We start from the raw sequence: 15,031 nt of genomic DNA, 5'->3' as shown, positions 1-15,031 counted from the left end.
TAACTATTCATATTTTTCTAGCTTTTTAATAACTTTATCATAAATATCATCAGCAGCAGAGAAGTCCATCGCTTTAATATAATAAGCTTCTAATTCATCATGTAATAAATGAGCATTATGGATTAAAGAAATACCTTTATTAACTAAATTATAAAATAACTCGGAATTATATTTTATATCATCAAGTTTATCACTAGATAGGCTAAACTTAGTGTAATCAAGAAGACTATAGTCTATACCAGTATAATTAGCTTGATTAATTTCATTATTAGTTATAATACAAGTAGAAACTTCAGGAATAAATATATGCTCGATACGTTCAGGAACAAAAGGATCATGCATATATTCAATGAAATAACCTTTCTTTTGACCACAACTACCTATAAATTTCAAAATATCAGTTTTACCAAATCCAGGTCCACCATTTAAAACATACTTTTTCTTAAAATCAGCGCTTAAAGAATCTGCATAAGTAATTATTCCATCAGGAGTAATTGCAGTAGCAAATAAATGACGTTCATTACCGTAGCCTATCTTATCAGTTTTAAAAATATTATTTTTCAAATTTTCAAGAAGATTAGAAATTTTATTAGAATCTAGAGTTTCATAATTTAAATTACTCCAATCATCATGAATACACTTAGCTGAACCTAAGAATCTATAAGCTCTTTTAAAGTTTTTACCTATTTCTTTGTTTAAAGATATTATTTCTCTTTTCTTTTTAGCAAGCATATCCATATCAAGGGCATCACCCATATTGAGTATTTCATCTACAGCGCCGGGATTAATAGGATCAACTATATGCGGTGAAGTACCATCTAGTAAAGCTATGTTTAATTCTTTAACTAAAACTCCATCTAAAGAATTAGGATCAGAAGAACAATGATGATATTCAATTGTGTAGCCTTTTTGGCTAAAGTGAGCTCCAATCTTTTTCATTAATTGAGATTTACCAGTTCCAGGGCCTCCTTTTATACAAAGGATGCGTTTTGCATCATCTTGTGGAAGTACATATCTATAAAATGAATAGAACCCTTTTGAAGTATTTCCACCTGGGAAAAGATGTCTTTCCTTTAATGTAGACATTAAATCACTCCTAAATAAATATAAGTTGTTCATAATATTTTATTCAATATGTACGAAAAAATGGACAAAATAAAATAAATATTTTCAAAGACTTTAATATTTAATAAATAGAAATAGAGTTTTATGCAAAAAATATGTATAAAAAAATAAAGTGTTAATAAAAAATATACATTTTGTATTTATAAAAAAGCGCAAAAACCCTAAAAATATTCATTGAAAATATAGTATTTATGCATAAATATAAAAAATAATAAAAAATATAAAAAACTATTGCATAAATATGATTATATGGTGTATAATTATACCATAGTCAAGGAAATGTTTTACAAGGAATGATAAGGGGGATTTAAATATGAAAAAAGGATTAATTAAAAAAGTAGTTGCATGTGCATTATTAGGAATAATGACTATGGGGTTTGTTGGATGTGGGGCATCTGATAACAAAACTGCAGCTGGAAATAAAGGGAAAGATTTATTAGATACAATTCAAGAAAAGGGAAAAGTAGTTGTTGGAATGAGTGCAGATTATGCACCTTATGAATTCCACTATATAGATGAAAATGGAAAAGATGTTGTTGGGGGATTCGATGTAGATATAGCTAATGAAATTGCAGATGCATTAGGAGTTGATTTAGTAATTCAAGAAATGGACTTTGATGCGTTAGTAGCAGCATTACCTGCAGGAAAAGTTGATTTAGTAATTTCAGGTATGAATCCTACTGAAGAAAGAGCTAAAGTAGTAGATTTCTCAGAAGTTTATTATAACTCAAAACATGGAATATTAGTAAGATCAGAAGATGCGGACAAGTTTAAGACATTTAAGGATTTAGAAGGATCAAAAGTTGGTGTTCAATTAGGTTCTACTCAAGAGCAAATTGCAAAAGCTGAAATTCCAAATGCTGATTTACAACAATTAGCTAACGTTAATAACTTAATTTTAGAATTAAAAGCTGGAAAAGTTGATGCAATAGTTATGGAAAAGCCAGTTGCAGAAATGGCAGTTAAAACTAACCCAGAATTAGCAGTTGGAGAGCCAACATACGAAGAAAAGACAGGTGGAAATGCAGTAGGTGTTGCTAAAAATAATGAACAACTATTAGCTAAAGTAAATGAAGTTATTAAAGAGTTAAATGAAACTGGAAAGATGGACGAGTATATAGTAAAAGCTAATGAATTAGCTGGAAGTGTAAAAATAGTTGGAGAAGATGAATAGTTAAATTAGATTGTAGAGTTTTGTTTACTAAATTGGGGCTATTTTAGTAAGAATAAACTTTAGAATAAATTATAAAATTTAGTTATAGCAGAGCCTAATGGGGCAAGGCTCTGCTAAATAGTAAATTTTATATAAAAAAGAGGGGGATAAAAAAATGAATTTTGATTTTAGTTTCGTGCCAGATTATATGCCTTATTATTTAGAGGGTGTTAAATATACATTATTAATTTCTTTAATTACAGTACTTTTTGGGGCATTATTTGGTTCTTTATTATTCTTTATGAAGACTTCAAACTTTCATATTTGGAAGATCAAGCCTTTAAAAATAATAGCAGTAGTTTATATTGAAATAATTAGAGGAACTCCAATGCTATTACAAATCTTAATTATGTATGCTGGTTCTAAGATGTTCTTTGGAATAGATTTAAGTCCATTTACATCAGCAATAATAGCAATTGCACTAAATTCAGCAGCATATGTATCAGAAATTGTAAGAGCAGGTATAGAAGCGGTGGATAAAGGACAAATGGAAGCTGCAAGAAGTTTAGGAATGAGAAAAAGTACAGCAATGGTTTTAATAGTAATACCTCAAGCTGTTAAAAATATATTACCGGCAATCGGAAATGAATTCGTTGCAATAATTAAGGAATCATCAATGGCTTCAATAATAGGGGTTAATGAGCTTATGTTTGCATCGAAGGTTGTAGTAGGTTCTACATATAGAGGTTTAGAGCCATATATAGTAGCAGCAGGATTCTACTTTATTATGACATTTACATTAGGTAGAATTATATCTCTTATAGAAAGGAGAATGAAAAAAAGTGATTCACGTTAATAATCTTTATAAAAGTTTTGGAAAAAATGATGTTTTAAAAGGTATAGATGAGCATATTGAGAAGGGTGAAGTTGTAGTTGTAATAGGTCCATCAGGTTCAGGAAAGAGTACATTCTTAAGATGTTTAAATCTATTAGAAGAACCAACTTCAGGACAAATAATATTTGAAGGTAATGATATTACAGATAAAAAAGTAGATATAAATAAAATAAGAGAAAAAATGGGAATGGTATTCCAACAATTTAATCTTTTCCCACATAAGACAGTGTTACAAAATTTAACTATAGCTCCAGTTAAGGTTAAAGGAATTAGTAAAGAACAAGCAGAAAAAAAGGCAATGGAATTACTTGAGAGAGTTGGATTAACTGATAAGGCAAAAGCTTATCCATCATCACTTTCAGGTGGACAAAAGCAAAGAATAGCAATAGCAAGAGCGCTAGCTATGGAACCAGATGTTATGCTATTTGATGAACCAACTTCTGCATTAGATCCAGAAATGGTTGGTGAAGTTTTAAGTGTTATGAAAGATCTTGCAAAAGAAGGAATGACAATGGTAGTTGTTACTCATGAAATGGGCTTTGCAAGAGAGGTTGGAGATAGAATTTTATTTATGGATAATGGGAATATAGTAGAGCAAGGAACTCCAGAAGAAATATTCCTAAATCCCCAAAATTCAAGAACAATAGACTTTTTATCAAAGGTATTATAATTAATATCTTTAAGGTAATAAAAAACTCCCAGTATCCTATGGATACTGGGAGTTTTATTTGCCTAAAAGGCATTTTTTATTACAATTGATGCGTAATAAAGACATTAACCATATAATAAACTAATAGTAGAAGTAATAACATTGGAGGATATATGAACAAAATCTTTAGTTATGATTTCTTAAAGCTAGAGTTTAGGGATATATATGAAGATATAGAAGAGTTAAAGAAAAAGACAACTCATGATGATATAGAGGAAAGTATTAATGCTATAATTGGTGATATTATTTATTATATATATAAGAAAAATAATATATTATATGATGAGAAGCTTAATTGGGAAAAAAGATTAAGGCTACTAAAAGAAATAAATATAATACCCGCTGATATATTAGAAAAGATTAGATTATGGGCTGAGAAGATTAGAGTAAACTATTCTAAATGTACAGCTTCTGAAGATGAACTTTCAGAAATGAAAATGTTATATGAGATTTTAGCTTGGTTTGTTACTAATTATGGTGAAGAAAACTATTCTTTAATATTAGGAGGTTTATTAGAATCGGAAAAAGAGATATTTAAAAAGTATTTGCCAGAGAAAAAAAATGATATAGAAAAAGTTGCAGGAAAAAATGTTGAAAATATAGTAGAAGAATCTCCAGCTAAAGAAGAGATGGTTCGTTTGCTTCTTGAAAAAGGTGAGAATTATTATTTTGGCAGAGGTGTTAAAAAAGATAGTAAAAAAGCCTATAAATATTTTTTAGATGCAGCAAAATTTAAGGATGAATATGCAGAAACTTATCTTGGGTTATTTTATGATAAAGGTATAGGCGTAAGTAAAAATTATGAAATTGCATATCAATGGTATTATAAAGCTGCAATAAAGGGGAATGCTTTTGCACAATATTCCTTAGGTGTATTATTTTCAGAAGGAAATGGAGTTATTAAGGATAATAACAAAGCATTTATGTGGTTTCAAAAGAGTGCAGAAAATGACTATGTAGGTGCATATTATCAATTAGGACGTGCTTATTATAATGGCTTGGGTGTAGATAAAGATGAGGAAAAAGCCTTTAAGTGGCATAAGAAAGCTGCTGAAAACAACCTACCAGCATCACAATATGCTTTATCATTAATGTATAAAAATGGAGAGGGATGCGAGGAAAATCTAGTAAGTGCATATTATTGGGTTGAGAGAGCGGCAGAAAATGATTATGAGGATGCTTACTATATAATAGGAAGATCTTATTTAGAAGGTATATGCTTAGAAGTTAATTATAAAAAGGCATATTACTATTTAAGTAAAGGGTATTTATCTTTAGACACAAACTGTATAGAATCTCTCGCAGAAATGTATTTAAAAGGTCTTCATGTAAAGAAAGATGTATATAATGCATTAGAACTATATAACAAAGCAATTGAGTTTGGCGATAGAAGTATATATTTCAAGGTTGGAAAAGTATATGAAGATGAAGGGCTAATTAATCAAGCTATTTTAATATATGGACAAGGACATGAAGAGGGAAATTTAAAGTGTACACAAAGGTTAGGAATAATATATTACAATGGAGAATGCGTTGAAAAAAATCTAGAAAAGGCAATGGAATATATGGAGATAGCAGCAGCTAAAAAAGAGCCTCATGCCATGTATGTTTTAGCAGTTGCATATTATAGATTAAATAAATTTGGAGATAAGACAAGTGATATTGTTAAAGCCTTATTAAAGGAGGCATATGAATTAGGTTCACCTTATGCAGCAGATTATTTAGCTTGTATAATGATTACTGAAATAAAAGAGGGAAAAGATGTTAATAAAAATGAGCTTGTAACTTATATAAAATTTGGAGTAGAAAATGAGTTAAAGGAATCAATATTTAAGTATGGATATATATATGAAAAGGGAATTGGAATAGAGCAAAATTATGAAAAAGCTTATTATTACTATACTTTAGCAGCTGAAACTAAATATGTTAAAGCCATGATTAAGTTAGGAGATTGGTATAAATTAGGAATATTTTTAAGTAGAAATATAGACTTAGCAATTAAATGGTATGAAAAAGCAGCCAAAGAAAATGATATTGAAGCAACAGAAAAATTAATAGAGATATATGAGAAGGGAATTGGAGGCAGAAGAAGTGATATAAAAGCTATATACTATGTATTTAAGCTTATAGATTTAGATGCATTAAAGGGAAAAGAAAAGCTTGTATATTATTGTTTTAAGGGAATAGGTGTTGAGGAAAACAAAGAAAAGGGATATGAATTAATTGATGAAATTAAAGAAATAGATGTTGGAACATCAAAATATATTAAGGGATATTTAGGGGAACAGGGCTTAATAGATATAGATAAAGATGAGATTATACAATTATATAGAGATGGAATAGAACTTGGTAATTTAGAGTGCTATGGACAGCTTGCAGCGTATCTATATAATAATAAATTAAATGAAAACAATAAATATAAAGAAGCATTTGAAATTTCAATGGAAGGACAAAGTTTAGGAGTAAACAAATGTAAATATATTTTTTTAAAAGATAAATTAAAGGAAGTTCAAAGTAGTGGAATAGTTACTGTGGAGGAATTAATAATTGTTAAAAAACTTGGAAAGCTTATAATTTGTGGAGTTTATGAGGTAATTAATGATTTAATTGAGTGGTACAATACTAGAAGACCACAAGATAAAACAATTTATTATGATTTGCAAGAGAAGGCTATATATTTTAATGTTATTAAGATTGAGGAAAGACTTCAATAAAATAAACGACGAGGCAAAAATTAAACCTCGTCGTTTATTTTAAATACACAGTAAAAAAAGTTAGTATTATAGAGTTATCTCAGTAATGAGAAAAGGCTATATTACTATAATTTATGTTAAGTGTTAGAAGAATGAGCATATAAATTTTTTTAGTTAATGATTAATATATACATAGCATATATTAATCATTAACTATTGTTTCTCTATTTACTTTAAAAATAAAGGGAGTTCAAAGTAAAAATAGAAACGGTTCCAAAAAAGTGTGAAATTTTTTTGATTAAATTGTTTGGTATAAAATATTTTATTTATAGTTTGTGGAAGTTATGTAAATAATTATAAAGTAAATTCCTCCAATATTCCATTGGAGGAATTTACAAAAATAATATAATTAATGAAGCGTTATTTTTTTATTAATTTCTTTTTATTTATAATACTAGAACCACCAGCTAAAGATAATAATCCAGTGAATAAAAATCCTAAACTACCCATATCACCTGTTTGAGGTAATTTATTAGGTTTAGATCCATTAGAGTTATCAGTTGAAGGCTTATTAGGTGTATTTGGATTTAACGTTGTGTTATTATTCTCAATTTTAATTTTTACAGTATCGGTAGTAATTGCACAAGTGTTACTTATATCTGCATTTTGTAGTTTTAAAGTAGCTTCATAGGTTCCATTAGGATATTTACTAAGTTCTTCACCAGAAACAACATTTCCGTTTACTATGAACTCTAAAGTATGTCCAGGATTTAATTCATCGCGTAAATCCGTAGAGTTATAAGTATCTATAGTTTTAATTTCTACAAGGCTATTTAAGTATTCTTTGTCGGTTAAATTCTCTTTAGATAAAGTAATATCATTATTCTTTAAAATTAGTTGTTTGTAAAAATTATCTTCTACAAAAAATATATTACCTATTTTAACTATTGAATCTGCAGAACCTTTAATAGAGGTTAGTTGATTAAAAGATAAAACTAAATTAGATAAATTTGTTAAATTGTTTATTTTATCACTTATATAATATAAATTGCATCCAAATAAATAAAGGTTAGTTAAAGAAGTAATATTAAACACATTATCTAAAGATTCTTGGATATTAACATTATATGATAAATCTAAATAAGATAAATTTGAAAGAGTGTTTAATTTATCAGAAATATAAGTAAGTCCATTATTGGCTAAAGAAAGCTCCTCTAAACTCTTTAGTTCAAATATCTCTTTAGGAATTGTTCTAAATTTATTGTCATTAATATTTAGAGATTTTAAATTAGTATATTTAGTTAATAATTGAGGTAAATCATTTAAATCTTGATTTGTTAAAATTAATGTTTCTACTGTAGCTAAATCCTCAAAAGTTATTTCTGATATATCTTTACCACCTAAAGCATTAAAAGTAGCTGCCATTAAAGGGGTACATTCTTCCCAATATTCAATTGGAACTATTCCAGTTGCATTTTCGGGTATATTAATATCAGGTTTATTTTCATCTTCTTCAAGATCTACATTACCAACTAATATTTTAAAAGTTTCACTTGTTTCAGAAGCCTTATTATTTATATCGCTTCCTTGTATTTTAAATTTACCAGTATAAACACCTTCATCAAGCTTAGATAGGTCTTCTGGAGTTACAACCTTATCATCAATCATTAAATCAAGTTTAATTCTTTCATCTAAAGGTTGTGTTGTTCCGTAAAATGGTGATAAAAGTTTATAAACATAAACAAACTCTCTATATCTTTCGGTTGAAATTACTTCATTAACATCTAATCTTAAAGGATTTTCTTCTAATCTTAATTGGGCATTATAAGGGAAGCCATAATAAGACTGATCTAAAAAGTTGTTATAACAAATTAAATTTTGATTTGTTATTTCTGGACTGGAATAAACTTGATTATTAGTTATATTAAGCGTAAATGGTATTTTATCTCCATCCATATTTGAAATACTATCAGGAAGTGTAACTAAATTATTATTACTTAATACTAAATCCTCTAAACTTTCTAGCTTTAAAACTTCAGTAGGGAATTCAGAAAAGTTATTTTTATCGAATCCTAAATATCTTAAAGAAGTCATATTACTAATACTAGTTGGTAAGCTAGATAAATAATTTTCAGATAGTTCTAAGGAAATTAAATTAGATAGATTATTTATATCTTTAGGTAATTCATTTAATTCACATTGAGATAATTCTAAATACTTTAGATTAGATAGTTTTAAAATAGAATTTGGAATGGAATAAAAGTTATTTCCATTTAGATATAGGGCTTTTAAATTAACTAAATTAGCAATACTCTCTGGAATAGTAGATAAATTATTATTAGATATATCTAACTCCTCAAGAGAAGTTAATTGTGATAAAACATCAAAAAAATTATCATAATCTGACCCTGAAATACAAAGAGGAGCATTTAGTGAAACTAGAGAAGTGAATTTTGAAATTATTTTAGGTAGACCTGAAATACTATACGATAAATCAAGCATCTTAATTTTTTTTAAGTCACCATAAGTAATTTTGTTTATATCAGAAACTCCAGTTTTAGAAGTAACTTCATCAATCAAATAAGAATTATATTCCCAAGCGGCATAAGGAACTAAGTCACTATCGTTAACATCCGTATTTTCATCAATACTTTCGTCTGGTGTTTCTATTGGAATTTCAAGTGATGGCTTACTAGGTTCTTCTACTGGAGTTTCAACAGGGATTCCTGTTATTTCTTCATTAGGATTAGTTTTATTGGAATTTATGGATTCATTAATTTTATCGTTTTCAGGGTCGTTAGTATTTTCATTATCTAATATATCATTTGTTTCATTATTAATTATTATGTTTTCATTTTCTTCAAATATAGTATTTTTATTACCCTCCAATGTTGTAGCATTAACTAACGGTGGAGTTTGATTACTAATTATTACGCTAGTTAATAGTAAAGCCATAATTTTTTGCTTATTCATATTTATCCCCCTTTTTAATTGTAAAAAATATACAATAATTATTATAACATGTGTATATTAAATGTAAAACTGTAAAAAATACAACAAAAAAGATATATGATTAAAAATAATCATATATCTTTTTTTTATAAAGCTAAATCAACAGTAATAACACATTTGTATTCAGGTGATTTTTCTTTTATATCATTTTTAATATTAGATAATAACTTAGCAGAACTATCCTCATTAGCTAAACAAGTAGGAGAAACTTCAATATCAAAAATAAGATTTTTCTTATCATGGTCTCCAACAACTCTAAAATCATGGAAAGATTTAATTTCTTTGTATTTGCTAAGCACATCTTGTACCATGTTTCTAGCCTCAATTATTTCATCAGTATCAACACAAATAGGATCCATATGAATAACTAAATATATGTTTAGCTTTTTAGAAATTTCCCTTTCAGCAGTATCAATAATATGGTGAATTTCCATAATATCAATGTTGCTAGGAATTTCAGCATGGATGGAAGCCATAATTCTACCAGGACCATAATTATGAACAATTAAATCATGAATTCCAGTTATATTTTCATAAGACATAACCATATCTGTAATATTACTAACTAAAATTGGATCAGGTGGTTCTCCAAGTAACGGACTTAAGGTTTCCTTGATAAGTGAGAAACCAGAATAAACAATAGCTAAAGCTACAATAATACCAATATAACCATCTATAGGTAAAGTAGTAAACTTAGATATTAAAAATGAAATTACAACTGTAGTAGAAGTAAAAACATCTCCCATAGCATCAGTTGCAGTAGCTTTTAAAGTAGAAGAATTAATTTTATTACCTATGGATTTATTAAATTTAGATAGCCAAAACTTAAAACCTATAGAAATAAGTAATAATATAAATGGCAATAATTCAAAAGTTACTGGCGTAGGGTTAATAATCTTTTGAAATGAAGTTTTAACAAATTGTAATCCAACAAGCATAACCATGAAAGATACTATCATTGCAGTTATATATTCAATACGTCCATGTCCAAAAGGATGCTCAGCATCAGCAGGCTTATTTGCCATTTTAAAGCCAACAATAGTTATAATTGAAGATGCAGCATCAGATAAATTATTAAATGCATCTGCTAATATTGAAACAGAATTAGAAAATAAACCAACAGCTAGTTTTATTATAAATAGCATTAAGTTAGTAATTATTCCAACTACTCCGGCAAGATTAGCATATGCACCTCTTACCTTTATGTCTGAAACATTTTCTGAGTCTTTAACAAATCTTTTAACTAAAAAGTTTGAAAACATAAATATCCTCCCATTTTTATTTTAATTAATATAATTATCTATATTAATAGTATGTTATTTTTTTTAGCAATTACGCTTATTACAATATGCTAATTTAATCCAGGATAAAAGTCAAATTAATATATAGATATTCTCTTATATTAAAATGTTGTTATTATAAAAATACCAACGTTTTAATATAACAGAAGCATAAATAGGAATAATAGTATGTATAAAGCTATTAAGTAAATGAGTTGTGAAAAAATAGCAAATGAAGTATATTAGATGTATATATATAGTAAAGGAGTAAAAGACTATGGAAAAAAAGTTAGCATTAGAATTAGTAGACTTTTTATATGATAGCCCAAGTGCTTGTCATGGGGTAAAAGCAACACAAAAAATATTAGATGAAAATGGATTCGTTGAAATAAAAGAAACTGATAAATGGGATTTAAAATCTAAGGGTAAATATTATGTTATAAAAAATGATTCAGCATTAATTGCTTTTGAAGTTGGTACTGGAGATATAGAAGAAACAGGACTTAGACTTATAGGAGCTCATACTGATGTTCCAGGTTTTAGAATAAAACCAAATCCACAAATGATTTCAGAAGGAAAATATGTTAAGTTAAACACTGAAGTTTATGGTGGACCAATACTTCATACATGGTATGATAGACCACTATCAATAGCAGGTAAAGTATCATTAAGAGGTTCATCACCATTAAAGCCTGAAACAAGATTAGTTAATATAAATAAACCATTATTAATAATTCCAAGCTTAGCAATTCATATGAATAGAGAAGTTAATGATGGATATAAAATAAACAGACAAGTAGATACACTTCCTTTATTAGGACTTATTAATGATAAGTTAGAAAAAGAAGATTACTTAATGAATATAATTGCAGAAGAACTTCAAGTTAATAAAGAAGATATATTAAACTTCGAGTTAGGTTTATACGAATATGAAAGAGGATCATTAATTGGTATGAATGAAGAACTTATTTCTTCAGGAAGATTTGATGATTTATGGATGGTTTTCTCTGGAATCAAGGCTTTAGTTAATAGTAGAGAAAACGTAGCAACAAAGGTTATGATTTGTATAGATAATGAAGAAATAGGAAGCTTAACAGCAGAAGGTGCTAATTCAACATTATTAAACAACATATTAGAAAGAATTGCTTTAGGCTTAGGTAAGGATAGAGAAGGATATTATAGAGCATTAGCTAATTCTATAATGATTTCTGCTGATTTAGCTCATGCTGTTCATCCTAACTTAGGTGATAAGCATGATCCAACTAATAGACCTGTACTTGAAGGTGGTCCAGTATTAAAGATAGCTGCTTCAGGAAGCTATAGTACTGATAGCTTTAATGGTGCTGTATTTGCAGGTGTATGTGAAGCTGCAGGAGTACCATTCCAAAAGTTTGTTAACAGATCAGATGTTAGAGGTGGAACTACAATAGGCCCTGTAACAGCTGCAAACTTAACTATTCCTGTTATTGATATGGGAGCTCCAGTACTTGGAATGCACTCTATCAGGGAGTTAGCAAGTGTTAAGGATAATTATTATACTGTTAAAGCATTTACTGAATTCTTTAGCCTTTAATTAGTACTTTTATATATTAATATAAAAATTTGAATTTTAGATAATGATGATATATTTAGTTAAAACTATAATTAAATATATCATCATTTTTTTGATAAGATAAATTTTAAGTTTTAAAATAAGCTTTTGCTAGTTGTAATTATTTTATTAACGAAAGGTTGCTTTACCATCTTCATCAAAATCGAAAGTGTTATTTTCGGTATCCATTAGTTTTTTGCAATCAGCGATAGAGAAACTAGAAGAAATTTTATTTATAGAATCTGCATCTATATAATTACTATTTATTAAAAATTCAATATCGGTATTATTTTCATCAGTATTAATTTTATGGCTTACAGCTTCATAAGCAGTAACAGCATTTTTAGCTTGATTTAAAACAGTAACCTTTTTAGCTTCTGTGATATAATTTGAAAACTTTGGAACAAAAGCAGCAGATAAAATAGCAATAATAGCTAAAACAGCAACAAGTTCAATTAAAGTAAATCCTTTTTTCTTTTTCTTTTTTGATTTAAAAAATATCTTATTAAATTTCATATTGATCAAATGTTTCATTGGTCAACTCCTTATTAAAATTTTTTTATTTCATGAAATAATTCTTTAGGAGTATCACCGATAAATAAATCATATATTCAAAAAAAGATGAAAAAAATTATAAAACTCATATTTTTGTAAAAAGTTATAAAAAAATATGAATAAATTAATATAAAAAAGGATAAAACAATAATAGAGATAACAAATGATAAAAAATATTGTTTATAAATTTTAAGCTTAAGTGAATATGATATGTTTGTTGTATTCAATGTTAATTTTAAAGTTTATACGTTATCTCTTTTAGGATTTTGATCTATTTCTTTCAAAATACATAGTATACAGAGTTATTTTTATAAAATAACAGCGATATTAATTTTTGAAAGGTGCTTATTTATATTTAAGAAAAGCTTTATAAGGACACATGATGGTTCGAGATAGTATTTTAATATTAACTGTGATTAATATTAAGCATAACTTCGGATATTTCTATTTAGACATACTGCAATAAGAATGATAAAGAAATTTATCAGGAGATGACTAAAGTTATGTGCAATACGCTTGTCAACAAGTCATAGAGGATAAAGGACTATCTTTAATATAAATATAGTAATTCAAGCTTATAGTTTTAATGATATGTATATTATTGAAAAATAAAGCTTAAAGAAAATAGATTCAAAATCCTTTAATTTTTTTGAAAATAAAAATAAGTAGTGAAAGGCTATTAATATATAGCTTTTCACTACTTATTTATTTTAAATGTATGCAAACTCAAATTTATAAGAATAAAGGTTTAGCTATTAAACCTGATTCATAAGCATAGATTATAGCTTGTGTTCTATCCTTAACATTTATTTTTATAAATATATTACTGATATGTTTCTTAACAGTATTTTCACTTATATTAAGATTTTTAGAAATCTCAAAATTACTTAAACCGTTAGATAATTGAGATAAAATCTCTAATTCTCTTCTAGTTAGGGGACTTCCTAAACTATTTTTACCCGTAATAGTCGCAGCAGGCTCATCTTCTACTAGTCTATATAATAATTCCCTGTCGTAGAATTTAGTTCCAGTAGATATCTTATGAAGAGCATAATTTATATCTTCTTGAGCAAATGTTCCTAACATATAGCCATCTATATTTAATTTAGATACTTTAAAGAACATGTCCTTACTTTCATTAAAATCAACGATTAATAATTTAAGCTTAGAATAGTTATCCTTAATAGATAAAATATTGTCTATTATTCTTAAGTCTTCTTTAAATAAAGTAATGATTAGAATAGTATCTTCTGAATCATTTATTAAATTATTATCAGGATTGTCTAATGTTTTAAAACAATCATCAATAGAAGTAAAAGAGGTGATGCTTGGATACTTCTCTCTTAATATTGATTTAATTCCCTCATGAATAACTTGATATTTACATAGTATAGAAACCTTCATTTAATCACCCTTTTCACCATTTTCAAACTTCATATAATTTCTATTAAAATTATACAATTAAAAAATGTAAAAGTCTATGTTTAATTACATTAAATACCAAAGTTTATTCTACGGAAGTATTAATCAATGGTATAAGTAGTAATTATAAAGAGTAATTATAAAGTAGTAATACTTAAGAATAGGAATTTAAAAAAAATGTAAAAATTAAAAAATAGAATAATAAAGAATAGTAACTCTAAATAATTTTAAAAATAATAGCTGAAAAAGTTTACGACTAAAAGTACTAAAAAACTACAAAAAACAGCAAAAGTATATTTTGGTATTCAATAATAATAATATGTAACGTACATAAAAGATTGTAGAAAATGTTTACAAAAGGTGAAAATTAATACTTAAGTATTAGTAAATAATAGAACTAAAGTATAAATAGAGCATTATACAAGGTATTAATTAAAGTGTTACTGATTTTTATGAGGATTAGCATAGAACCAATAGATTATTTACTGCCAAATGATGTCAATATATAATTTGTATTGAGAATAAATGGTAAATATGTAGTAGGGGAGTAATCTAAGTAGTAATAAGTAGTATACATATTTAGTAATAATTATTAG

The 15,031-nt window shown here is 26.9% G+C and carries 10 protein-coding genes; 5 read left to right on the top strand and 5 right to left on the bottom strand.

Annotated elements, in window-relative coordinates:
- Positions 1-3: 3 nt before the first annotated feature.
- Positions 4-1,086: a PRK06851 family protein gene (locus tag I4V51_RS02670; protein ID WP_195986791.1), complete on the bottom strand. Its 1,083-nt coding sequence runs from the start codon at positions 1,084-1,086 to the stop codon at positions 4-6.
- Positions 1,087-1,438: 352 nt separating this feature from the next.
- Between I4V51_RS02670 and I4V51_RS02665 the strand changes: the two genes are divergently transcribed.
- From I4V51_RS02665 to I4V51_RS02650, 4 genes are all read left to right on the top strand, one after another.
- The gene (locus I4V51_RS02665) at positions 1,439-2,299 is read left to right on the top strand and encodes a transporter substrate-binding domain-containing protein (protein WP_195986790.1); all 861 of its coding nucleotides are present in this window, start codon (positions 1,439-1,441) and stop codon (positions 2,297-2,299) included.
- A 154-nt stretch (positions 2,300-2,453) separates the two neighbouring features.
- Complete coding sequence (locus I4V51_RS02660; protein WP_195986789.1) at positions 2,454-3,134, top strand: amino acid ABC transporter permease; 681 nt, start codon at positions 2,454-2,456, stop codon at positions 3,132-3,134.
- Positions 3,121-3,843: an amino acid ABC transporter ATP-binding protein gene (locus I4V51_RS02655; protein WP_195986788.1), complete on the top strand. Its 723-nt coding sequence runs from the start codon at positions 3,121-3,123 to the stop codon at positions 3,841-3,843. Before I4V51_RS02660 ends, I4V51_RS02655 begins: the two co-directional genes overlap by 14 nt.
- A 152-nt stretch (positions 3,844-3,995) precedes the next feature.
- Positions 3,996-6,596 carry a tetratricopeptide repeat protein gene (locus tag I4V51_RS02650; protein WP_195986787.1) on the top strand — a complete coding sequence of 867 codons (2,601 nt, stop codon included), beginning with the start codon at positions 3,996-3,998 and terminating at the stop codon, positions 6,594-6,596.
- Between the two features lie 399 nt (positions 6,597-6,995).
- On the opposite strand, the gene I4V51_RS02645 is transcribed toward I4V51_RS02650, so the two are convergent.
- Together I4V51_RS02645 and I4V51_RS02640 are read right to left on the bottom strand one after the other, a co-directional pair.
- Positions 6,996-9,548: a leucine-rich repeat domain-containing protein gene (locus I4V51_RS02645; RefSeq protein WP_195986786.1), complete on the bottom strand. Its 2,553-nt coding sequence runs from the start codon at positions 9,546-9,548 to the stop codon at positions 6,996-6,998.
- Between the two features lie 125 nt (positions 9,549-9,673).
- Complete coding sequence (locus I4V51_RS02640) at positions 9,674-10,849, bottom strand: cation diffusion facilitator family transporter (protein ID WP_195986785.1); 1,176 nt, start codon at positions 10,847-10,849, stop codon at positions 9,674-9,676.
- A gap of 295 nt (positions 10,850-11,144) precedes the next feature.
- On the opposite strand from I4V51_RS02640, the gene I4V51_RS02635 reads away from it, so the two are divergent.
- Entirely contained in the window at positions 11,145-12,440 is a 1,296-nt protein-coding gene (locus I4V51_RS02635; protein ID WP_195986784.1) for a M18 family aminopeptidase, read from the top strand.
- A gap of 147 nt (positions 12,441-12,587) precedes the next feature.
- Here the strand turns inward: I4V51_RS02635 and I4V51_RS02630 are convergent, their stop codons facing one another.
- Together I4V51_RS02630 and I4V51_RS02625 are read right to left on the bottom strand one after the other, a co-directional pair.
- Positions 12,588-12,992: a type II secretion system protein gene (locus I4V51_RS02630; RefSeq protein ID WP_243281361.1), complete on the bottom strand. Its 405-nt coding sequence runs from the start codon at positions 12,990-12,992 to the stop codon at positions 12,588-12,590.
- A gap of 753 nt (positions 12,993-13,745) precedes the next feature.
- Complete coding sequence (locus I4V51_RS02625) at positions 13,746-14,417, bottom strand: response regulator transcription factor (RefSeq protein ID WP_195986783.1); 672 nt, start codon at positions 14,415-14,417, stop codon at positions 13,746-13,748.
- Positions 14,418-15,031 lie beyond the last annotated feature (614 nt).

Origin of the sequence: Clostridium sp. D53t1_180928_C8, assembly GCF_015667795.1 — a bacterium.
Classification (GTDB): Bacteria; Bacillota; Clostridia; order Clostridiales; family Clostridiaceae; genus Clostridium.
This window is presented reverse-complemented; position numbering and strand designations above follow the sequence as displayed.

Excerpts from the sequence above, each read along its gene's own strand:
- I4V51_RS02670 (WP_195986791.1), bottom strand. The coding sequence starts at position 1,086 with ATGTCTACATTAAAGGAAAGACATCTTTTCCCAGGTGGAAATACTTCA.
- I4V51_RS02665 (WP_195986790.1), top strand. The coding sequence starts at position 1,439 with ATGAAAAAAGGATTAATTAAAAAAGTAGTTGCATGTGCATTATTAGGA.
- I4V51_RS02660 (WP_195986789.1), top strand. The coding sequence starts at position 2,454 with ATGAATTTTGATTTTAGTTTCGTGCCAGATTATATGCCTTATTATTTA.
- I4V51_RS02650 (WP_195986787.1), top strand. The coding sequence starts at position 3,996 with ATGAACAAAATCTTTAGTTATGATTTCTTAAAGCTAGAGTTTAGGGAT.
- I4V51_RS02645 (WP_195986786.1), bottom strand. The coding sequence starts at position 9,548 with ATGAATAAGCAAAAAATTATGGCTTTACTATTAACTAGCGTAATAATT.
- I4V51_RS02640 (WP_195986785.1), bottom strand. The coding sequence starts at position 10,849 with ATGTTTTCAAACTTTTTAGTTAAAAGATTTGTTAAAGACTCAGAAAAT.
- I4V51_RS02635 (WP_195986784.1), top strand. The coding sequence starts at position 11,145 with ATGGAAAAAAAGTTAGCATTAGAATTAGTAGACTTTTTATATGATAGC.
- I4V51_RS02630 (WP_243281361.1), bottom strand. The coding sequence starts at position 12,992 with ATGAAACATTTGATCAATATGAAATTTAATAAGATATTTTTTAAATCA.
- I4V51_RS02625 (WP_195986783.1), bottom strand. The coding sequence starts at position 14,417 with ATGAAGGTTTCTATACTATGTAAATATCAAGTTATTCATGAGGGAATT.